The sequence below is a fragment of the Sphingobium sp. YBL2 genome, from assembly GCF_000943805.1.
In the GTDB taxonomy this organism is placed as follows: domain Bacteria; phylum Pseudomonadota; class Alphaproteobacteria; order Sphingomonadales; family Sphingomonadaceae; genus Sphingobium; species Sphingobium fuliginis.
This window is the reverse complement of record NZ_CP010954.1, coordinates 1,825,740-1,847,269: the sequence shown is the minus strand read 5'-3', so window position 1 is coordinate 1,847,269 and position 21,530 is coordinate 1,825,740. Positions and strand designations below refer to the sequence as shown.

Below are 21,530 nucleotides of genomic sequence, written 5' to 3'. Positions count from 1 at the left end.
TCCGGATATGGCAACGATGCTTTGAGGAAATGGGCCTGGCATCCCGATTCCCACCACCATAAATGATCGTCTCGACCGCTGCGGAGCAGGAACAGGAAGCATCATGGCAACCCTTCATGGAATGACAGCCGGCACGGCGGCCCCCCGCCCGGTCGTTCATCGCACGCGCGGCAGCGGACATGGTTCGATCGTCCGGCTGATGAGCCCGTCCGATCTGGGCCGCTATCTGAAGCCCTTCGTGTTCCTCGACCTGTTTGCAGGCGACATGCGGCAGCTTTCCGCCGCCATGCCGCTGCATCCCCATTCGGGCATCGCGACCGTCACCGTCTTCACCGAAGGGGATGTGACCTATGACGATCCGCAGGCGGGCACCGGCACGCTGGCCTTCGGCGGCGTGGAATGGATGCGCGCGGGCGGCGGCGTCTGGCACGGGAAGGAACTGTCCGCCGGACGCTCGGCGCTGATGCAGGGCTTCCAGCTCTGGATCGCCCTGCCCCCCGAACTGGAGAACGGACCGGTCGACAGCCAATATATAGAGGCGGACCATATGCCCATGGCCGGCCCCGCTTATGTGATCCTTGGCCGGCACGCGGGCGCGCAGAGCCCGGTCCGCGCGCCTGACGGGATCACCTATCTGCTGGTCCGCCTGCAAGCCGGGGAGAGCTGGACCTACGCACCGCCCTCCGGCCATTCGGTCGCCTGGGTGGCGGTGGCGAAGGGCGGTCTTTCCGGCTCCGCCCCGATAGCGCAGGGCGAGATGGCGCTGTTCGAGCCGGGAGAGGAGGCGATCACGCTCCAGGCGGGCGATGCGGGCGCGACCTTCGTCCTGGGGTCCGCACGGCCGCATCCCCATCCGCTTCACCTCGGTTCCTATTCGGTGCACACGACAGCCGCCGCCCTTGCGGAGGGCGAAGGGCGGATCACGGAGATCGCCCAGCGGCTGAGGCAGGAGGGCCCTGCAAGGACGGCATCGGGAAGCGTGCCGGTCTTCCGCTAGAGCGATTTCCAGACGATCGGAACCCGCCAAGGCTGCGGGTTTCGATGAGACCCAGGGGCCGAAAGCATCACCGGGCCCGGTTCCGGATCAATTCCTCCACAATGGCCGGCTCGGCCAGCGTCGATATGTCCCCCAGCGCCTGGGGCGACACCTCGCCCTCCGCGATCTTGCGCAGGATGCGGCGCATGATCTTGCCCGAACGGGTCTTGGGCAGGCCGGGGGCAAACTGGATCACGTCGGGCGTCGCGATCGGCCCGATCTCGCTGCGCACCCATTTCACCAGCGCCTGACGCAGTTCGTCGGTCGCTTCCTCGCCGCTGTTCAGCGTCACATAGGCGTAGATGCCCTGTCCCTTTATGTCGTGCGGGAAGCCCACCACCGCCGCCTCCGCCACCGCCTCGTGCAGCACCAGCGCGCTTTCCACCTCCGCCGTGCCCATGCGATGGCCCGACACGTTGATCACGTCGTCGACGCGCCCCGTGATCCAATAGTCCCCGTCCGCGTCGCGCCGGCAGCCGTCGCCGGTGAAGTACAGGCCCGGATAGGTGGTGAAATAGGTCTGGAAGAAGCGCTCATGATCGCCCCACACGGTCCGCGCCTGCCCCGGCCAGCTCCGCGCGATGCAGAGATTGCCTTCCCCCTCGCCCTCCACGGCGACGCCATTGCCGTCGACCAGCAAGGGCTCGACCCCGAAAAAGGGCTTGGTCGCCGCGCCCGGCTTCAGGTCCGTCGCGCCCGGCAGCGGCGTGATCATGTGGCCGCCCGTCTCCGTCTGCCACCAGGTATCGACAATGGGGCAGCGCCCCTCGCCCACCACCTCATGATACCAGCGCCAGGCTTCGGGATTGATCGGCTCCCCCACCGTGCCCATCAGCCGCAGCGAGGCGCGGCTGGTGCGGGTCACATGTTCGTCCCCCTCCTTCATCAGCGAACGCAGCGCCGTCGGCGCGGTGTAGAGCGTCGTCACCCGATGCCGGTCGACCACTTCCCAGATGCGGCTGGACGTCGGCCAGTTCGGCACCCCCTCGAACATCAGCGTGGTGCCGCCATTGGCGAGCGGTCCATAGACGATATAGCTGTGGCCTGTGACCCAACCGACATCGGCGGAGGACCAGAAGACCTCGCCCGGCCGATGGTCGAAGGCAAGGTCGAAGGTCATCGCCGCCCAGAGCAGATAGCCGCCGGTCGAATGCAGCACGCCCTTGGGCTTGCCCGTCGATCCGGAGGTGTAGAGCAGGAACAGCGGGTCTTCCGCCGCCATCGCCTCTGCCGGACAGTCGGCGGAGACCTCAGCGGCCAGTTCGTCATAATAGGCGTCCCGCGCGGGGTCCATCGCGACGTCCCCGCCCGTCGCCCGGACGACAATCACGCGTTCCAGCCCCGGCGCCAGAGCCGCCGCCGCGTCGACATTGCGCTTCAGCGGCACGATCCTGCCGCCCCGCCGCCCCTCATCGGCGGTGATGACGATCCGGCTGTCGCAATCGCTGATCCGTCCCGCCAGCGCCTCGGGCGAGAAACCGCCGAACACCACCGAATGGATCGCCCCGATCCGCGCGCAGGCGAGCATGGCGAAGGCCGCCTCCGGAATCATCGGCAGATAGAGCGTCACCCGGTCGCCGCGCCCCACGCCCGCGCCTTTCAGCACATGGGCGAAGCGGCACACCTCTTCATGCAATTGCCGGTAGGTGAAGCGCCGCGCCGGTTCCTCCGGATCGTCCGGTTCCCAGATGATCGCCGCCTGATCGCCGCGCGTCTCCAGATGGCGGTCCACGCAATTGGCCGACACGTTGAGCATGCCGTCGCTGAACCAGCTTATGCCGAAATCCCCTTCCGCAAAGCTGCTCTCGTCGGCGCGGGTGGGTTCGCGCAGCCAGTCCAGCCGCCGCGCCTGCTCCAGCCAATAGGCGTCGGCGTCATCCAGCGATCGGCGATAGCCCGCCGCATAGGCGGTGGCATCGACCTTCGCCTCCGCCGACCAGGCCGGCGGCACGGGATAGACAGGGGGAGCCGTGGTCAGCATCGGCGGATCTCACTTCACTTTGGCGAGCGCGGCGGTCATCCGCCTGGCGGCGAAGGGCGGCAGCTTCACCGCCTTGGCCGCCGCGAGATCGGCCGGGGCCACCTTGCCCACCTGCACCAGCGCGACCATGCCCATCGAATAATGCGGCATGCACTTGATGCCGTAGAGGCCGGGCTTGGTGACGGTCAGCACCGCCTCCTTGTTCATCGCGCCCTTCATCGGGGTCGCGCCGGCCGGCAGCATGTTCGCCATGGTTTCGGCATTATGGCTGGGATTGGTCGGCTGGAAACGAATGGTGTCGCCCACCGCCGCCTTCACGAAGGACGGCTCGAACACCATGGCGCCGTCCGCGCCCTGGTTCTTCATATGGACGACGATGTCCTTCGCCTGCGCCGAAAGCGGCGCCAGCGTCAGGAACGCGGCGGCGGCAACGCCGCCCAGGGTGATGCGAATGCGGATCAAGGCTCTCTCTCCCATGCAAACATGCTTGGGCAAGTGATGACGCAGCGCAGCGGACCCTCGCAATGGGCCATTGGTCCTAGGGCGCGCCCCCCTCCGGCGCCACCCGAACCAAGGGCCGCCCCAGGTCGCGCCAGCCGTCCGTCCCCTCCGCCAGCCACCAGACATTGCGATAGCCCATGGCGCGCAGCCGCCGCGCCGCGTTCCAGCTCATCCAGCAATCGGACCGGCAGAAGACGACCAGCATGCGATCGCGCCGGCCACCCGCCAGCCGCCGCACGCCGGCCGCGAACCAGAGCGCGATGTCGGGCTCCGGCACGCCCCTCCCCGCTTCGGGGAACCAGCGAGCGCCCGGAATGCTCTCATGCTGCGCCGCCAGCCGCCAGCGCCCGTCGCTCTCCCGATGCCCGCCCTCGGCCGGCAGGACGTCGAGGAACAGCGCATCCCCGCCCGGCCGCAGGGCTGCGGCGGCGGCCGGCGCGATCCGCCCGACCCCGGCGGGCGGGCGGGAGACCGGGGCGCGATAGGCGGCGATCCGATAGCCGTCAGGCCCGAACAACGGCTCCGCCGCCACCGGCGCCGCGCAAAGCAGCAGGGCTCCGGCCCAGATCGTCCTCCTCATTCCGCTTCCCTCCCCATCCGACCCAAGGACCAATGGTAGCGCATTGCGCCGGCCTTTAGACCTGCACCAAGGGAGAAGGATGTGAAAAGGCGAAGCTACGCAGCCATGACCCTGGCCCTGCTCGCGCTGGCGGTGGGGGCGGACGCATCCACGCCCGCCGATCCGCTGGAATCGCCGATGTGGGAAGCCCATGCAAAGCTGCTGTTCGGCGACGATCCGGTCCGCTTCGACCCGCGGGTGAAGGTCGATTTCCCCCAGATCGCGGAGAACCAGCGCAGCTTCCCGGTCGCCATCGACGCCCGCGCCATCCCCGGCGTCCGGCGCATCGTCCTGATGGCGGACCTCAACCCGATCCCGATCGCCGTCGACTATCGCCCGACGGACAGCGAAGCCTATCTCGCCACCCGCATCAAGCTGGACCAGCGCACCCCCGTGCGCGGCGCGGTGCAGCTGGCGAGCGGCGAATGGCTGGTGTCGGGCGGCTGGATCGACGCGGCGGGCGGCGGCTGCTCGACGCCCCCGGTCAGCCGGGTCAAGGGCGACTGGGCGGACCATCTGGGCGAGATCAGGGGCGAGGCCTGGCCTGTCGCGGGGCCGGTCGCCGCCAGCCGCCTTCGCCTCAACTTCCGGCACCCGATGGACACCGGGCTGGTCGACGCCATTCCCACCTATCATCTGGAACGACTGACCGTCAGCGACGGCGCCGGTCGCGAACTGGGCCGGATGGAAATCTGGGCCTCGGTCGCGGAAGATCCGGCGATCACCCTGATCCCCCATGCGGCGGCAGGCGACATGCTGGCTGTCGATGCCCGCGATACCAATGGACGCGATTATTACGCGGCGCTGGCCGTCGCGCGCCAGTCGCCCCTGCCGCGATGATGCTGACCCGGCGCAGGCTGATCGCGGGGAGCATGGCGCTGGCCGCCATGCCCGCGCAGGCGCGGCGCAGCTATGCGATTGCCCCCGTCCCGGTCGCGGACGGCATCTGGATGATCCACGGCGCGGACGCCCCCATAGAGCCGGCCAATGGCGGCGCCATCGCCAATATCGCCATCATCGCCACGCCCGCTGGAACAGTGCTGTGCGACTGCGGCCCGTCGCTCGCCTATGGACAGGCGCTGCGCAAGGTGGCGGAGGGACTGACCGGCCAGCCGGTGGTCCGCGTCTATGTCACCCATCTGCATCCCGACCATGGCATGGGCATCGCCGCCTTCGATCCCCGGATCGTCGCGGCCCTGCCCGGCACGATAGAGGCTCTGGCGCGTGAGGGGCGCGGCTATTCGGACGCCATGTACCGGCTGCTGAACGACTGGATGCGCGGCACCGAACTGGTGCTGCCGGGCCGGCCGATCGCCGCCGGACGGGAGGAGTTCGGCGGGCGAGGGCTGCGGCTGCTGGCGCTTTCAGGCCATAGCGGCGCGGACCTGGCGCTGCTCGACGAACGCAGCGGCGTGCTGATCGGCGGCGACCTCGTCTTCCACGACCGCGCGCCCAGCACCCCGACCGCCGACCTCCCCGGCTGGCGCGCCAGTCTCGACCGGCTGGCGCGGGAACCGCATGGCGGCCTGATCCCCGGCCATGGCCCGTTCGATCCCAGCGGCCGGGCCGCCATTGCCCAGACCCGCGACTGGATCGACTGGCTGGACGAGGCGCTGACGCAGGCGGTGCAGTCGGGCCTCGACATGGTGGAGGCGGGCGAACTGCCGATACCGGCGCGCTTCTCCACCATGGCGGCGGCGCGCTATGAGCTGCAACGCAGCGTCTCCCACCTCTATCCGGGACTGGAGGCGCGGCTGCTGCCCCGCATCGACCGGCCCGGCTGATCCGCCCCCGGAACTAACGCCCCGTTCGCGCGTTCGGGCGCTGGTCGAAAAGGGGGGAGGATGCGATGCCCACGTCGGAATTCTTCAGGGAACAGGCGGAATTGTGGGAACGCCGCGCGGGCGCCGAAATGTCCCGCCACGCGCAGGACGCCGCCCTGGCCGCCGCGCGCAAATGGCATGACGACGCGAACTTCGCGGAGATGATGACGATCGGCCTCGTCGCCACGCCGCAACCGGAACCGCTGGTCGACCAGCCAGTCATCAAGGCCTAAAACCGCGCCTTCACCCCCGCATACCAACGGCGCGGCGCGCCCGGCCCATAGGCGCGCGGATTGGACGCATCGGGGGCCTGCGCCATCTCCACCTCCCCGACGTCGCTGAACGTGCCGAAGGTCGCATATTTGCGGTCGAACGCATTGCGCAGTTCCCCGAACAGCGTCACCCCCGGCGCCATGTCGATCCCGGCGCGCAGGTTGACCAGCGCATGGCCTTTCAGCCGCGGCTGGTCATTGCCCTCGTCACCCACCAGATATTGCCCCGTCCGCGCGATCAGGTCGCCGCCGACCGACCAGCCGCGCCCGGCATAATCCAGCGACAGCGTCGCACTGTGGCGCGGAATGCCGGGCAACCGGTCCCCCGGCTGGACAAAGATCACCCCGTCCCCGTTCGCCGCCGGATTGGCGGGGCTGGAAAGCGCCAGGTCATGACGGTAGGTCGCATCGGTGAAGGCATAGCTGAACGCCCCCGAAAGGCCGCCGCGCACCGCCTTCAGGGTGAATTCCACGCCCTGCCGCCGGGTCGCGCCGATATTGCGGAACCAGGCGCGCCCCCGAATCGCCGACGCGACAAACTGAATGTCGTCGCGGTTGCGCGTGCGATAGGCGGACAACAGCCATTCCAGTCGGAACCCGCCCCATCGGCCCCGCCCGCCCGCGCCCGCTTCCCAGCTCCTGGCGACGATCTGCTTCAATGGCGGATCGGCGATGAAGAAATTGGCGAGGCTGCACGGCGCATTCTCGTCGGCGCAGGACAGTTCGGCCGGCGTCGGGGCGCGATTGCTCTCCGCATAGCCCACCCTCAGGTTCAGCCCCTCCGTCAGCCGGTAATCCAGTTCCAGCCCGGGGTTCAGCCGCCTGAACCGATGATCGCCGTTGAGCGCCGTGCCGATCCGGTCGCGCATCGCAATCACCACATGATTGTAGCGCAACCCGATCTCCGCCGAGAGCCGGTCGGTCAGCGGCAGCCGGTCCTGCGCGAACAGCCCCCAATAGCCGGCATGGGCGACCAGACCCACCGGCCCGATCGCGCCGTCCGCCTGCACGATGGCCGGCCCCAGCCCCTCGACGCCGCGATCCTCCGTCAGCGCAGCCAGTTCGGTCGAGGCGCCGAAGCGGCTGCGGCTCGTGTCATAGCTCATGCCGATGGCAAGGTGATTGCGCCCGCCCCACAGCGGCCGCTCGTCGATCATCTGGACCAGCACGCCCATCGCCCGGCTGTCCAGCCTTCCCCGATTGAGCACGCCATAGCCCTCGCCGCCCAGCACATCGGCAATCGTGCGGCCGTCCGCATCGGTCAGCAACGCCTCGTCCGCCCCCTCGACGGTCTCCAGGCAGAGCAGCCCGTCTTCGCACCCCTCTATGTCGGCGGCGTCGCCGTTCACCGTGCGCAGCTTCAACCGTTGCGCATAGAGCGTGCCCTCGATCCGCATCCCTTCCCCCAGCGCGACCCAGGGATGCAGGCTGATCCGGCCATAGCGCGCCCTGGCATTGTCCGGCCAGGTGAAGACGGCGCGCCGGTCCACCGCCAGCAACTCGACCGGCGCGACGCCATTGCCCGTCAGGTCCGTGTCGGCGCCGATCCACTTCAGATGCAGCCCGCCGCTCGCGGTGTCGAAACCCAGATCGGCATAGCCATTATGGAGGGTGGAGGGCGAATGGTCGCGCCAGCCATCCTCATGGCTGTACTGGAACGCGCCGAATGCGCTGAAATCGCCCTTCCGGAACCCGCCCGCCACGCTCGCCTCCCGCGAACCGAAGCGTCCGCCGGTCAGGCTCGCCTCCAGCCCCGGATCGCTGGTCCCGGTCTTGGTGTCGATCACCATCGCCCCGCCCAGCGCGTTCAGGCCATAGACGGCGCTGCTGTCGAACAGGGTAAGGCTGCGGATCGCCGCCTCCGGCAACAGGTCGAAGGCGACCGTGTCGCCAAAGGGCTGGTTGAATCGCGCGCCGTCGAGATAGACCGCCAGCCCCTGCGCCTGCCCCTGCAGCGGGGAGGCGGTGAAGCCGCGATAGACCAGATTGGGCTGCCACGGATTGCCCTGCGCGTCCTGCAGGGTGACGCCGGCGATGGACCGGGTGAGCGCGCCCAGCAGATCGGGCGTTCCCGCGCGGCTGATGTCCGCGCCGGTCAGGCGCAGCGCATCGTCGGCATCGATCGCGCCGCCGGGGGCCGTGACGACGATCGGCTGCCGGTCCGCATCGGCGCCGGCGGTATCCGCCCATGCGTTCTGCGCGGTGGCCTGCCCCGCCAGAATCGCCCATGCCGCGCCGGCCAGCCACATGCCCTTCCTCATCCCCGTGCCTCTTCTTCTTTGTTCCCCAACGGCCAGGCCATTGTCCAGCCATGAAAATGGGGCCGCATCCCTGTTAGGATGCGGCCCCGCCCCGTGACATTGTTCCTTCGGTCGGGATCAGAAGAACAGGATGGCCCCCGCCGCGATGGCGTCGGAACTGGCCTGATTGCCGTTATGCGCTTCCGATCTGGTGTGGACATATTCGCTCAGCAGCGTGACCCAGCTTGTGAGGCCGTAGCGGACCTGCCCCACCCAGCTCGAATTCTTGTCCACCAGCGTCGGGTTCGCCAGCGCGTCGGCGGCATTGGCATAGTCGAGATTGCTCTCGCCATAGCTGCCCCCGACAGAGAATTTTCCGAAGCTCGCCAGCCCCTGCAGATAGAAGCCATGGCTGTCGCGCTTGTTGCCCAGCCCATCGGTGTCGAACAGGTTGAGCGCCGTCGTGCCAAGGCCCGAAGCGTCATAATAGGTGCCGACCAGCGTCAGCGGCCCCACCGTCACCTTCGCGCCCGCGTCCCAGCCCCAGCTCGTATAGTCCGGCCCGGCGATCACATCATGCTTCTGCCGGATGCCCGCCGCCCACAGGCGGGTGCCCACGCCGCCGAACTTGCCGTCATAGACCAGCTTGCCCTGGAAGCCCGGCTCCTTGTTGGCCTCGTCCGGTCCGGTCAGCGAGGACAAGGGCTCGAAAATGCCGATGCTGGCGGTGAAGCCGCTGAAGCTGGGCGTGGTATAGGTGATCTGCGGCTGGAAATCGGTGTAGATATAGCCGACGCCGATCCGCCCCAGCGTGGTGTTGGACGGCGCGACATTGCCCGCCGGCGTGCCCGACGACAGCAGGGTGATGTCGTTCAGGATCTGCTCCGAGGCGAACAGGCCGATGTCGCGGCCGATCTTCACCTCGCCAAAGCCCGGACGGCCGAAGGTCAGGTAGGTCTGGCGGAAATCGATGCCCGCCGTCTGGAGCCCGCGCGGATTGCCGGGGCTGTTCGCGCCGCTGCCCGCATAGCTGACGGAGTTGATGCCCGGATACATGCCGAAATGCGCGCCGACGTCCCAGCCGCCCTGCCTGGTCATGACCTCCACCTTCAGGAAGCCGGGCAGCAGACCGTTGCGGATGGCCGAACTCTTGCCACCCACCGTCGCCACGCCGCCGACGACGCTGTTGGTGGCGCTGGGCGCCTCGCCATTGTCATGGACGTAGAAGCCATTGACCGATCCGGAGAATTTGAGCGTGACGTCGCCCATTTCGAAGCCGACACCGCTGTCGGTCATGCGGACGCTCCGACCGCCGCCCGATGCATCCGGCGTCACCGGCGGCGCGGCCGGCGCGGCAGCGGCCTCCGCGCTCTCATTCTTCAGCAGTTCCTGATATTCCTCGTCGGAGAGGATTCCCTTTTCATGCAGCCGCTTCAGCAGATCGGCGGTGGTCCCGGCCATCGCCGGCGTGGCAGTCGCGCAAAGCAGCCCCATGGCCGCGCTCGCGAGGAGCAGCGTCCTTTTCATAACATCCTCCCTCTTTTGTGCCGGTCAATGCCCCCGGCTGAAGAGAGATTGAGGCCGGCAGGGCGCGGCGGAAATTGGACTTAGGGCCTCCTCCCTTGGGAGGAAGGGACGCATGGCTCCAGGCCGCAGGCGGCGCCTGCGCGGACGCTCGAAGCAAGGGCGCGGCGCGCAAGAGCCCGGTTCAGACAGGAGGAATCAGGCACTACTTTGGTCGAAGGGCGCATGGATGTTCGCGCGGAGAGCATCCGCGGCAAGGGTCAGGATCTTGACCTTACGCCGCCAATCGCAGGCAGTTGCGTCCGCTATGCTTGGCGTTGTAGAGCGCCTTGTCCGCGGCCTCCAGCACGGCCTGCCCCTCGCTCTGGCCGCCCAGCGCCACCAGTCCCGCGCTGAACGTCACCGGGATCACCTCGCCCGAATCGATCTGCACCGGATGGGCCGTGACCATTTCGCGCAGCCTTTCGCAGATCATGCTCGCCCGCACGACGTCGGTGCCGCTCAGCAGGATGGCGAATTCCTCCCCGCCCAGACGGCCGATGCTGTCGACGCTGCGCAGTCCGGGACGCAACCGCTCGACGAAGCCCGCCAGCACGCGGTCGCCCGCGCCATGGCCGTAGCCGTCGTTGACCGCCTTGAAATGATCGATGTCGATCAGCAGCAGGCAGGCCCGCGCGCCATGCCGGACGCGCAGCATCTCCTCCTCCAGCTTTTCGAGGAAGGCCCGGCGGCTGTCCGCCCCGGTCAGCGAATCCAGCGCCGCCACCTGCTGAAGCGCGCGTTGCCGCGCCTTGTGCCGGGACATGTCGCGGATCGTGCTGACAAGGCCGGTGGGCAGGCCGCGCTCGTCGACCACGGCGCGGGCCACCATCTCGCACCAGTCGCTGCCTTGCGCGGAAATGAAGGGGCGGAATTCCACCGTCTGCACCTCGCCCGGCTGCTCCAGCGCCCGGTCCAGCGTCGCGATCACCTGTTCCCGGTCCGCCGGGTCGACCAGATTGGCCGCGTCCTGCCCGACCAGCAGTTCCGGCGCGCAGCCGATCTGTTCGGCCGCCGCGGGGGAGGCATATTCGATCACGCCGCCAACGCTGATGTTGAGCACCACGTCGCCGCTATTTTCCGCAATGGCGCGATAGCGGGCCTCGCTTTCCTGCAACATCTGGAACAGGCGGCGGCGGCTGTTCAGCTCCGCAGCGATCGGCATCGACAGCAGGAAACTGAAGGCCAGGAAGAGCTGGAAGAACTGCATCCGCTCGCCCAGCGTGCCGGGGATCATGTACAGCGGCCCATGACCGGTCATGGTCGCCATGCCGCCGATGATGGCCAGGATCATGACCGAAGCCGCCGCGCCCAGATTGCCCAGGCGGAAGACCATCGCGACCATCGGCAGCAGCAGCGCGAACAGCATCGGATAGCGCGCCGCGTAGAAGACGAAGGCGGTCGCCAGCGCGAACAGCAGCAGCAGCGCCAGCGCTTCCCACTTGCCCCTGCGCGAAGTCTGGCCGAACCAGCGCCGCAATTCGCCCTGCATCAGCATCATCAGGATCGGCGTGCAGGTCAGCGCGCCCAGCACATGCCCGGTATACCATTGCAGCAGCGATGCGCCGAAGGACACCGTCGTCAGCGCCGACGCGACAGTGGCGGCGGCCAGGCCCGCGATCAGATTGGCCGGACCGCACAGCGCCAGGATGAAGACGAACAGCGGCTGCATCGAACCGGCGAACTTCCCGCCTCGCGCGAAGCGGCGGCAGATCAACGCGACGATCAGCGCTTCCAGCAGGTTGATGCCCGCCATCGGCACGGCGGCGAGCGTCCCCATCCCCCACAGCGCGGTCGACAGCGCGCTGGCCATGCCGCAGGCGATCAGCGCCCACGGCCAGGAAGCGGTTCGCGATGTCAGCAGATAGGCCATCAACAGCGCGTTGGCGCCCCAGATGAAGGCCAATCCCCCTTCGAATCGTGAACTGGCAAGCGCCAGCGACGCCGCCAGGAAATAGGCGCAACCCAGGGCAACCGGTTCCACGCGGGAAGAAGGATGTCGAAGAGACGTCTGCATGTTCGCCCCGCCCTAGACGCTTATCGTTAAGATATACTCACGATGATGATTTTACACAGGGGAAAATCATGCCGACGCCAGCAATGCCTGCCATCGCCCCAGCCTTTCGCCTCTGACATCGTCCGGCAGGGCCGGGGCGAAGCTTCGCCGTTCCGCCCCCATGGCCCCCGCCGCCTCGGCAAGGGAGGGAAACAGGCCCGCGCCCACCGCCGCCAGCATCGCCGCGCCCCGGGCGGTCGTCTCCACATCGGCGGGGCGATCCACGCGCAGCTGCAGAATGTCCGCCAGGTCCTGCGCGATCCAGTCATTGGCGCTCATTCCTCCGTCGATGCACAGGGCGCGCCAGGGCATGCCGTCGGCCGCGAATGCGCCAGCCAGGTCGTGAAGCTGGTGCGACAGCGATTCGAGCGCCGCGCGCACGATATGCGCCCGCTTCGTGCCCAGCGTCAGGCCATGGATCGCCCCCCTGGCGTCGGCGCGCCAGTGCGGCGCGCCCAGCCCCGCCAGCGCGGGCAGCATGGCGACGCCGCCGCTGTCCGGCACCGAACGGGCCATCGCTTCGCTTTCCTCCGCCGTTGCGATCAGGCGCAGTTCGTCGCGCAGCCACTGGATCAGGCTGCCCGCGACGAACAGCGACCCTTCCAGCGCATAGCTCGTCTCGCCCGGCAATCGACAGAGCAATGTGCCGAGCAGGCGGTGCCGCGATACCGGCACGCTACTCCCCATATGGGCAAGGACGAAGGCGCCGGTGCCCAATGTCGCCTTGGCGTCGCCGGGGGTCAGGCAGGCCTGGCCGATGGTCGCCGCCTGCTGATCCCCCATCAGTCCCCGGATCGGGATCGGCCGGCCGAACCATTGGTCCTGCGTCTCGCCAAAGGGGCCGATATTGTCGACGATCTCCGGCAGCGCATGCGGCGGCACGCCGAACAGGTCGCACAGCCCCCGGTCCCAATCGGCGGCGTCGAGCGCCATCAACTGGGTGCGGCTGGCGTTGCTGGCATCGCTGACATGCAGGCCGCCGGTCAGCTTCCACATCAGCCAGCTTTCGACCGTGCCGAAGGCCAGCGCGCTGCCCGCCGCCGCCACGGCGGGCGCATGATCGAGCAGCCAGCGCATCTTCGTCGCGGAGAAATAGGGATCGATCACCAGCCCCGTCCGCCGCTGGATCGCCTCCTCCTTGCCCGCCTCGCGCAGGGCGGCGCAATGATCGGCGGTGCGGCGGTCCTGCCAGACGATGGCGGGGGCCAGCGGCTCGCCCGTCCGCCGGTCCCACGCGACCACGGTCTCGCGCTGGTTGGTGATGCCGATGGCGGCGACACGGTCGGCCCCGCCCGCCAGCGCCACCATGTCGCGCGCGCAGGCCAGGGTCCTGTCCCAGATCTCCGCCGCATCATGCTCGACCCAGCCGGGCCGCGGATAATATTGGCTGAGGTCCGCCTGCGCCATGCCCAGCCGCCGCCCGTCCGGCGCATAGAGCATGGCCCGCGTCGACGTCGTGCCCTCGTCCAGCACCAATATCGGCCGTTCGCTCATGCCTTCTCCCCCAGCCATTCCCGGACATGCGCGGTCTGGCGCGCATCCAGACGCAGCCCCAGCTTCGTCCGGCGCCATAATATGTCGTCGGCCGTCATCGCCCATTCCCGCGCCACCAGATAGCGCAGCTCCGCCTCGGTCAGGCCATGACCGAAATGCGCGCCCAGCGCCGCCATGTCCCGCGCCCCGTCCAGCCACTCCCAGGCGCGGGTGCCATAGGCGCAGGCGATCCGCTCCGCCGAGGCATAGTCCAGGAAAGGATAGTCGCAGCCCAGGTCCGCGATCAGCCGGTCGCGCCCCTGCATCGGGAAGTCGCCGCCCGGCAGCGCCGCCTTCGCGGTCCAGTCGCCGCCCGACAGGCTGGGGAGAAAGGGCTTCAGCATCGCCACCGCCTCCGCGGCGAGGTGGCGGTAGGTGGTGATCTTGCCGCCGAACAGGCTCAGCAGCGGCGCCTCTCCGTCCGGCGCATCAAGCTCCAGCCGATAGCCGCGCGTCGCCGCCTCCGGTCTTCCCGAACCGTCGTCGACCAACGGGCGGACCCCGGCATAGGACCACAGCACATCCTGCGGCGCGATGCTCTTCCGGAAATAACGGTTCGCCCCTTCGCAGAGATAGGCGATCTCGTCGGGATCGGGCCGGACATCGTCGACCGGTCCCCGATGATCGCGATCCGTGGTGCCGATCAGGGTGAAGTCCCGCTCATAGGGCAGCGCAAAGAAGATGCGGCCATCGGGCAGTTGGAAGAAATAGGCGAAGCCATGGTCGAACAGGCGCGGCACGACGATATGCGATCCGCGCACCAGCCGCATGTGGCGGTCCGTTTCGCCATGGGCGCGATGGAGCAGGTCCAGCGCCAGCGGCCCGGCGGCGTTGACCACGGCGCGCGCGCGGAAGCGCGGCATCGTTCCGTCCGCCGCCCGCGCATATATGGTCCAGCCGCCGCTTTCCCGTTCCAGCCGCCGCACCTCCGTCCGGCTGTGCACCTCCGCGCCCCGGTCGGCGGCATCGCGGGCGTTCAGGATGACCAGGCGCGCATCGTCCACCCAGCCGTCGGAATAGACGAAGGCCGTGCCGAAGCCGGTTTTCAGGGGCCGGCCCGCCGGATGACGGCGCAGGTCGACGCTCTCGGTCGGCGGCAGGGCGCGTCGGCCGCCGATATGGTCATAGAGGAAGAGGCCAAGCCGCAGCATCCAGCGCGGCCGCAGCCCCGGCACCCAGGGCAGCACGAAGCGCAACGGATGGACGATATGCGGCGCGATCGCCCAGAGCCGCTCGCGCTCCGCCAGCGATTCGCGCACCAGCCCGAATTCCCGATGCTCCAGATAGCGCAGCCCGCCATGGATCAGCTTGGTGGAGGCGGAGGAGGTGCCCTGCGCCAGATCGCCGCGCTCCAGCAGCAGCACCCGCGCACCCCGACCGGCCGCATCGCGCGCCACGCCGCAGCCGTTGACGCCGCCGCCGATCACGGCAAGATCATGGGCCGCCGGGTCCTTATCCCTTGTCACGCCGCCACCCTAGCGCGCTTCGGGGACGGGGGGAACCGAAACGGACCCGCCCCGGACAAGAGGCCGGTTCCGATGCTAGAGCCAATCGACATTCAGCCCTGACGGCTTGCAAATGACGCTTTTCCGTGCTTCCGGTGCTCACATACCTTGAGTAGGCTGCGCGCCGGGTCACGGAAAACCACCATTTTCGGCTCGTCATCATCTGAATGTCGATTGGCCCTAGTCGGCATCCGGATCGCGGAAATTGAGCCGGCGGGTCACGGTATAGTCCAGCACGCCGACCAGGAAATAGCTGATCCACTGCTTGACCAGCGTCGGCAGGCTGCGCTGGGCGCGGTGCGTTTCCAGCGTGATCTGGCGGCTTTGCGCGACCCGCCGGTCGATCAGGGCGCGCATATCCTGCGCGAAACCGGCGTCCTCGACGCGCAGCATGATCTCCAGGTTGAGGAACAGGCTGCGCATGTCGAAATTGGCCGATCCGATATAGACCGCGTCGTCCACCACGATCAGCTTCATGTGCAGCTTGCAGGGCTGATATTCCCATATCTCCACCCCGCGCCTCAGCAGCGGGCCATAGAGCAGGCGGGCCGCCGCGACGGTCGCGCCATTGTCGGACCTGGAGGGCAGTACGAGGCGCGACCCCTTTCGCCGCGCCGCCCGGGCGATGCGCTTCAGCATGCCGCGACCCGGCGAGAAATAGGCCTCCACCATGTCGAGCCGCCGCGCCCGCTCAAGGTCATGCTTCACAAGCTGCGCCCAGGGACTGAGCCGGCGGGTGGGACCGCCGATCACCCAGCGCATCGGCTCGCCCGGCGCGGTGTGGAGAGGGCTGTGCCAGTTGCGCACCATGCGGCGCAGCGTGCGGAATCGCTGCTTGCGCGTCGACACCCAGCGCCAGAGCTGGCCGTACCAGCTTGTCATCGCCTGCACCTGCGGCCCTTCCACCAGCAGGCCCAGGTCGTGCCAGCAATCCTCCGCCGGAATCCCGAAATAGCCGTCCTCGACGTTGAAGCCGCCCGTCAGCAGCCGCCGGTCGTCGGCGATCGCCAGCTTCTGATGGTTGCGGATCAGGTAGCGCGTCGAGCGCCGCGCCCCGAAGCGGCCGAAATGCCCGCCCGCCGCCACCAGCGGATCGAAGAAGGCAAGCGGCGTCGATCCCGATCCGAAGGCGTCGATCATCAGCGTGACCGCAACGCCGCGCCCCCGCGCCGCGATCAGCCGGTCGAGGATGAGTTGCCCGCTGCCGTCGGCGGCGAAGATATAATAATAAAGCTTCAGGCTCTCCCGCGCGCCGTCGATCAGGTCGACCAGGGCCTGCCGCAACGCCGGTCCCGTCTCGATCACGCGCAGGCGGTCGGCGTGCAGCGACAGGCCGATCTGTCCCTCGCCCTCCCACCCGCCATCACCCGGCCCTGCCTGCTGGATGCTCGCCATATTCCGTTCATGCCCGCATTCGGGGCGGCTGGCCACAGTTTATGGGCTTTTCATTGACTCTTAAGGCCTGCGCTGTTAGGCGCGCATTTCACCATTTCTCTTGGTTCAGGAGCGCCCGTTTGGCCCGCGTTACCGTCGAAGATTGCGTCGACAAGGTTACCAACCGTTTTGACCTCGTCCTGCTTGCCGCGCAGCGCGCCCGTGAGATTTCGGGCGGCGCCGAGCTGACTCTGGACCGTGATCGCGATAAAAATCCCGTCGTCGCCCTGCGCGAGATCGCGGAAGAGACCGTCCTGCCGGTGGATCTGCATGATTCGCTCGTCGCCTCGCTGCAGAAGGTGCAGATCGATGACGACGACACGCCGGACGAAATCGGCTCGATCGCCCAGTCGGCGGAGGCCCTGCGCCTGACCGCCGCCGCCCCGCCGCGCAACCAGAATATCGGCGGCGACTACGACGGCTGATCCAGTCACCAGTTTGGAGAGGGAATGAGGCCCGGCCTGCGCAAGCAGGACCGGGCCTCACCGTTTTGGATGCAGCTGGGCATGGCGTGCTTGGCCAATTGTCGCCACGGGTCGGTATGGCTCCTGCGAAGGCAGTGGCTCAGCGCCGCTTCCCGGGACTGCCTTGTGCGATCAGCCTCTAATGGGCCAAAACTCTCCTCCGAATGCCGGCGCAGCCGCCATTTCAGGGAACCGCCACGATCCCCCACGGCGCCGCCCCCACCGGGATCGTTCCCGTGACCTCGCCCCTGGCCAGATCGATCACGCTCACATTGTCCGAAAGGCCATTGGCCGCATAGGCCCGCGCCCCGTCGCCGCTGACCGCGACATGCCACACCCGCTTGCCCACGGGAACATAGGCGCGCACCTTGCGGCTCGCCACGTCGACCAGCGCGACATGATCCGCCCGCCCCAACGCCACCACCGCCGTCCGGCCGTCCGGCGTGAAACGGATGCCGCAGGGCAATATGCGATGCTCCGCCACGCCCGGAATGGCGAAATGCAGGGTCTCCACCACCTTGCGGGAGGCCGTATCGACGATCTGCACCGTCCCGCCCACCTCCGCCGCGACCCACAGCTGCGCGCCATCGCCCGTGAACTCCACATGCCGCGGGCGCAGGTCGACGGGCGTCGCGTCGATCATCTCCTTCTTCGCCACATCGACCCAGTTGACGACATTCTCCTCCTCCGAAGTCACCGCGACCCACCGGCCGTCCGGGCTTTGCGCCACGCCCTCGGGCTCGCCGCCGACGTCGACCTGGAAGGCGACGGTCCGGTTCGCCAGGTCGATGGCGGTCAGCGCAGCATTGTCCTCATTGGCGACGAACAGCGTCCCGCCATCGCGCGAGAGGAAGAATTGCTCCGGGTCCTCCCCGGACGGCAGCTCCGCCACGACCTTCCCCGTCGCCCGCTCGATCACCTGCACCGCATGATCTGTCGATGCGCAGAGATAGATATATCTGCCGTCCTTCGACACGGTGATCCCCCGTGGCCGGCCGCCGACCGCCCAGGTCGCGATCACCTTCGCGCTGGCCGCATCGATCACGGTGACGCTGTTGCCCCGCTCGTTGGAGACATAGAGCGTCTCCGCCCACGCGCTCACTGGCTGCGCGCTCATCGGAACCAGCATCAACCCCGCCAGAATGATGCGCTTCATATGCCCCGATCCTCTCCGCCGTGCCTCGTTATGCGTCATGTTCCTGCGCATAAGCGCTTATGGCTCTATAGCGCGCACAGCGTCACCGGGATTGTACCAACGGCCAATAGGGACGCAAAGCGCGCTGCCCTACACTCGCCCCAATCAATTCGGGTGAGGATTTCGAGCATGAATCTGGGACGCATTTCGCTGCTGGGCGCCATCGCCATATTGGGCGCGACCACGGCAACCGGCCTGATGGCGCACGGCAATGTGACGCCACAGGCCGTCGACACCTCCGCCCTGCCGGACATTGGCGAGGAATGGCTTGCGAAAAACCCCTATAGCGGCAATGCCAAGGCGATAGAGATCGGCCAGTCCGCCTATGGCCAGAATTGCGCCCGCTGCCATGGGCTCGACGCGGAAAGCGGCGGCATCGCGCCCGACCTGCGCTATCTCGAACAGGGCGAATCGGGCGACCAGTGGTTCGTCGAACGCTTCCGCCACGGCTCCAGCCATGATGGGAAGGTCTATATGCCGCCCTTCGGCGACGTGCTGGGCCAGAAGGCCGGCTGGGCGATCCGCGCCTGGCTCGAAACCAAGTTCCAGGGCTAAAGGCCATGCTCAGCCGGCGTGGCCTGATCGGCGGAGCGGGCGCGGCGATGGCGCTGGGGCTTTGCCCCGGCATGACCCACGCCGCGCCGCTGGGCAAGGTCAAGGAACTGGGCGTGCTGCGCGTGGTGGTCTACAAGGACAACCGCCCCTGGTCCTGGGAGGAGGGCGGGAAACTGGTCGGCCTCGACGCCGACCTGGCGAGCGCCATTGCCGGGAAACTGGGCGTGCGCGCCGACCTCGCCCAGCTCGTAGCGGATGAAAGCGCCGACGACGATCTGCGCCATGGCGTGTGGAAGGGCGGGCTGCTGGGCTTCGCGCCGGGCGACCTGATGTTGCACGTCCCCTTCGACCGGACCTTCGCCGCCCGCAACGACCAGGTGGCGATCATCGCGCCCTATTATCGCGAAAGCTTCCGTTTTGCGGGTACGCAAAACGCCATCGATCTGGAAGCGCCGCCCACCGGCTGGCGCGGGCACAGGCTGGCGGCCGAACTCGACTCCATCCCCGATTTCTACCTGATCGGCTCCTTCGGCGGCATATTGGCGAAGGATGTGGCGCATTATCCCAGCGGCTCCGACGCGGTCGCGGCGGTGGCGGCGGGCAAGGCGGACGCCGTGCTCGCCAGCCGCGCCCAGATCGAGGAAGGGCTGCACCGCGGCGCGAAGGGCCTCACCCTGCGCAAGGGGCCGCTGCCCGCCTTCACCTCGCCCGGCTGGGACATCGGCATGGCGGTCAAGGAAAACAGCCGCACATTGGGCGATGCGGTGGAGGAGATTGTCGCCGCCATGGCCGCAAGCGGCGAGATGAAGGCGCTGTTCGCCACCTATGGCGTGCAGTGGACGCCCGCGCTGGCGGCAGGATGAACCCTGCCCTTTCCCTCCTCTGGAGGGGAAGGAGCCAAAGACGGAAGGACCGACCCAAGGTCCAATTGCTGCGCACAACGGGTGCAATAATCTGAAACAGTCGGGGGCGCGGAGCACGCCCTTTCAACAGAGGGAGGATGGAATGAAAGGACGTTTGACGCGAGCCCTGTCCGGCGCCGCGATCCTGGGCCTGGCGATTGCCGCCGCGCCATTGCTGGCCGAAGGCCCCACCGATGCGGACCTGATGAACGACGCGGCGACGCCCGGCGACGTCCTGACCTATGGCATGGGTCCGCAGGCGCAGCGCTTCAGCCCGCTGAAGGCGATCAACGCCTCCAACGTCGCGAAGCTGGTCCCCGCCTTCGCCTCCTCGCTCGGCGGGGAAAAGCAGCGCGGGCAGGAAGCGCAGCCGATCGTCTATGACGGCACCATCTACGTCACCGGCAGCTATTCGCGCCTCTTCGCCTTCGATGCGCGCACCGGCGAGGAAAAGTGGCAATATGACGCCCGCCTGCCCGAAGCGATCATGCCCTGTTGCGACGTGGTGAACCGGGGCGCGGCGATCTATGGCGACAAGATCATCTTCGCCACGCTGGACGCGCACATGGTCGCGCTCAACCGCCACACCGGCAAGGTCATCTGGAACAAGCAGACCGCCGATTATCAGGCGGGCTATTCCGCCACCGCCGCGCCGATGATCGTCAAGGGCAAGGTGATCTACGGCAACTCCGGCGGCGAATTCGGCATCACCGGCGCAGTGGAGGCCCGCGACGTCAACACCGGCGAACTGATCTGGCGCCGCCCGACGATCGAGGGCAATATGGGCACCCTCAACGGCAAGGATAACGGCATCACCGGCAAGACCAACGCCAGTTGGCAGGGCGACCTGTGGAAGACCGGCGGCGGCGCGACCTGGCTGGGCGGCACCTATGATCCGGAAACCAACCTGCTCTTCTTCGGCACCGGCAACCCCGCGCCCTGGAACAGCCATCTGCGCCCCGGCGACAATCTCTACACCAGTTCCACGCTGGCCATCGACCCCGACACCGGCGTCATCAAATGGCATTTCCAGACGACCCCGCATGATGGCTGGGACTTCGACGGCGTCAACGAATTCATCCCCTTCGACGCCACGATCAACGGCAAGCCGATGAAGCTGGGCGCGAAGGCCGACCGCAACGGCTATTTCTTCGTTCTGGACCGCACCAACGGCAAGTTCATCAGCGCCAACAAGTTCGTCGCGCAGACGACCTGGGCCAATGGCTTCAACAAAAATGGCCGTCCGAACTATAACGACGCCAACCGTCCCGGCGCGCCGGGCGAAGCGGCCAAGGGCCAGTCGGTCTTCGCCAGCCCCAGCTTCCTGGGGGGAAAGAACTGGATGCCCATGGCCTACAGCCAGGACACCGGCCTCTTCTACATTCCGTCCAACGACTGGGGCATGGACATCTGGAACGAGCCCATCGCCTACAAGAAGGGCGCGGCCTATCTGGGCGCCGGCTTCACCATTAAGCCCATTGCCGAGGATCATATCGGCGCGCTGCGCGCCATGGACCCCAAGACCGGCAAGATCGTCTGGGAATATAAGAACAAGGCGCCGCTCTGGGGCGGGGTGCTCTCGACGGCGGGCAACCTGGTCTTCACCGGCACGCCGGAGGGGTATCTGAAAGCCTTCGACGCGAAGACGGGCCAGGAATTGTGGAAGTTCCAGACCGGCTCCGGCGTGGTGGGCAGCCCCGTCACCTGGGAACAGGATGGCGAGCAATATGTGGCGGTGATGTCCGGCTGGGGCGGCGCGGTGCCGCTCTGGGGCGGCGAAGTCGCCAAGAGCTTCAAGGACATAAACCAGGGCGGCGCGCTCTGGGTGTTCAAGCTGCCCAGATAAGAGGA

At 67.8% G+C, this 21,530-nt stretch carries 18 protein-coding genes; 8 read left to right on the top strand and 10 right to left on the bottom strand.

The window, feature by feature from the left end; all coding sequences use genetic code 11:
- Window positions 1–103 precede the first annotated feature (103 nt).
- Window positions 104–997, top strand: a complete 894-nt coding sequence (locus tag TZ53_RS08515; protein ID WP_044661030.1) for a pirin family protein — start codon at window positions 104–106, stop codon at window positions 995–997.
- Window positions 998–1,064: 67 nt separating this feature from the next.
- On the opposite strand, the gene acs is transcribed toward TZ53_RS08515, so the two are convergent.
- From acs to TZ53_RS08500, 3 genes are all read right to left on the bottom strand, one after another.
- Window positions 1,065–3,017 carry an acetate--CoA ligase gene (gene acs, locus TZ53_RS08510; RefSeq protein ID WP_044661029.1) on the bottom strand — a complete coding sequence of 651 codons (1,953 nt, stop codon included), beginning with the start codon at window positions 3,015–3,017 and terminating at the stop codon, window positions 1,065–1,067.
- Between the two features lie 9 nt (window positions 3,018–3,026).
- Window positions 3,027–3,494, bottom strand: a complete 468-nt coding sequence (locus tag TZ53_RS08505; protein ID WP_044661028.1) for a pseudoazurin — start codon at window positions 3,492–3,494, stop codon at window positions 3,027–3,029.
- Window positions 3,495–3,555: 61 nt separating this feature from the next.
- A complete protein-coding gene (locus tag TZ53_RS08500; protein WP_044661027.1) occupies window positions 3,556–4,098 on the bottom strand; it encodes a rhodanese-like domain-containing protein in 543 nt (180 codons plus the stop codon).
- 105 nt (window positions 4,099–4,203) lie between these two features.
- Between TZ53_RS08500 and TZ53_RS08495 the strand changes: the two genes are divergently transcribed.
- The 3 genes from TZ53_RS08495 (at window position 4,204) to TZ53_RS08485 (ending at window position 6,193) form a co-directional block, all read left to right on the top strand.
- Window positions 4,204–4,977: a quinoprotein dehydrogenase-associated SoxYZ-like carrier gene (locus TZ53_RS08495; protein WP_044661026.1), complete on the top strand. Its 774-nt coding sequence runs from the start codon at window positions 4,204–4,206 to the stop codon at window positions 4,975–4,977.
- Entirely contained in the window at window positions 4,974–5,921 is a 948-nt protein-coding gene (locus tag TZ53_RS08490) for a quinoprotein relay system zinc metallohydrolase 1 (RefSeq protein WP_044661025.1), read from the top strand. Before TZ53_RS08495 ends, TZ53_RS08490 begins: the two co-directional genes overlap by 4 nt.
- 65 nt (window positions 5,922–5,986) lie before the next feature.
- Complete coding sequence (locus tag TZ53_RS08485; RefSeq protein WP_044661024.1) at window positions 5,987–6,193, top strand: hypothetical protein; 207 nt, start codon at window positions 5,987–5,989, stop codon at window positions 6,191–6,193.
- On the opposite strand, the gene TZ53_RS08480 is transcribed toward TZ53_RS08485, so the two are convergent.
- The 6 genes from TZ53_RS08480 to TZ53_RS08455 all read right to left on the bottom strand — a co-directional run bounded on the left by TZ53_RS08480 (window position 6,190) and on the right by TZ53_RS08455 (window position 16,524).
- Entirely contained in the window at window positions 6,190–8,493 is a 2,304-nt protein-coding gene (locus tag TZ53_RS08480; RefSeq protein WP_044661023.1) for a TonB-dependent receptor, read from the bottom strand. The genes TZ53_RS08485 and TZ53_RS08480 overlap by 4 nt on opposite strands.
- 117 nt (window positions 8,494–8,610) lie before the next feature.
- Window positions 8,611–9,999, bottom strand: coding sequence for a porin (locus tag TZ53_RS08475; protein ID WP_044661022.1), 1,389 nt, complete (start codon window positions 9,997–9,999; stop codon window positions 8,611–8,613).
- Window positions 10,000–10,270: 271 nt separating this feature from the next.
- On the bottom strand, window positions 10,271–12,052 hold the full coding sequence (locus TZ53_RS08470) for a sensor domain-containing diguanylate cyclase (protein ID WP_025549454.1): 1,782 nt from the start codon (window positions 12,050–12,052) through the stop codon (window positions 10,271–10,273).
- Window positions 12,053–12,118: 66 nt separating this feature from the next.
- The gene (locus tag TZ53_RS08465) at window positions 12,119–13,585 is read right to left on the bottom strand and encodes an FGGY family carbohydrate kinase (protein ID WP_044661021.1); all 1,467 of its coding nucleotides are present in this window, start codon (window positions 13,583–13,585) and stop codon (window positions 12,119–12,121) included.
- A complete protein-coding gene (locus TZ53_RS08460; RefSeq protein WP_025549455.1) occupies window positions 13,582–15,090 on the bottom strand; it encodes a glycerol-3-phosphate dehydrogenase in 1,509 nt (502 codons plus the stop codon). Before TZ53_RS08460 ends, TZ53_RS08465 begins: the two co-directional genes overlap by 4 nt.
- Window positions 15,091–15,309: 219 nt before the next feature.
- A complete protein-coding gene (locus TZ53_RS08455; protein WP_025551366.1) occupies window positions 15,310–16,524 on the bottom strand; it encodes a phospholipase D-like domain-containing protein in 1,215 nt (404 codons plus the stop codon).
- Between the two features lie 119 nt (window positions 16,525–16,643).
- Between TZ53_RS08455 and rpoZ the strand changes: the two genes are divergently transcribed.
- Entirely contained in the window at window positions 16,644–16,988 is a 345-nt protein-coding gene (rpoZ, locus tag TZ53_RS08450) for a DNA-directed RNA polymerase subunit omega (protein ID WP_007688625.1), read from the top strand.
- Between the two features lie 223 nt (window positions 16,989–17,211).
- Here the strand turns inward: rpoZ and TZ53_RS08445 are convergent, their stop codons facing one another.
- On the bottom strand, window positions 17,212–18,183 hold the full coding sequence (locus TZ53_RS08445) for a PQQ-dependent catabolism-associated beta-propeller protein (RefSeq protein ID WP_025551364.1): 972 nt from the start codon (window positions 18,181–18,183) through the stop codon (window positions 17,212–17,214).
- 168 nt (window positions 18,184–18,351) lie between these two features.
- Between TZ53_RS08445 and pedF the strand changes: the two genes are divergently transcribed.
- The 3 genes from pedF (at window position 18,352) to TZ53_RS08430 (ending at window position 21,525) form a co-directional block, all read left to right on the top strand.
- Window positions 18,352–18,777 (top strand): cytochrome c-550 PedF, encoded by a 426-nt coding sequence (pedF, locus tag TZ53_RS08440; RefSeq protein ID WP_025551362.1) that lies wholly within the window; start codon window positions 18,352–18,354, stop codon window positions 18,775–18,777.
- 5 nt (window positions 18,778–18,782) lie between these two features.
- A complete protein-coding gene (locus tag TZ53_RS08435) occupies window positions 18,783–19,640 on the top strand; it encodes a substrate-binding periplasmic protein (RefSeq protein WP_025551360.1) in 858 nt (285 codons plus the stop codon).
- Window positions 19,641–19,782: 142 nt separating this feature from the next.
- Entirely contained in the window at window positions 19,783–21,525 is a 1,743-nt protein-coding gene (locus TZ53_RS08430) for a methanol/ethanol family PQQ-dependent dehydrogenase (protein WP_044661020.1), read from the top strand.
- Window positions 21,526–21,530 lie beyond the last annotated feature (5 nt).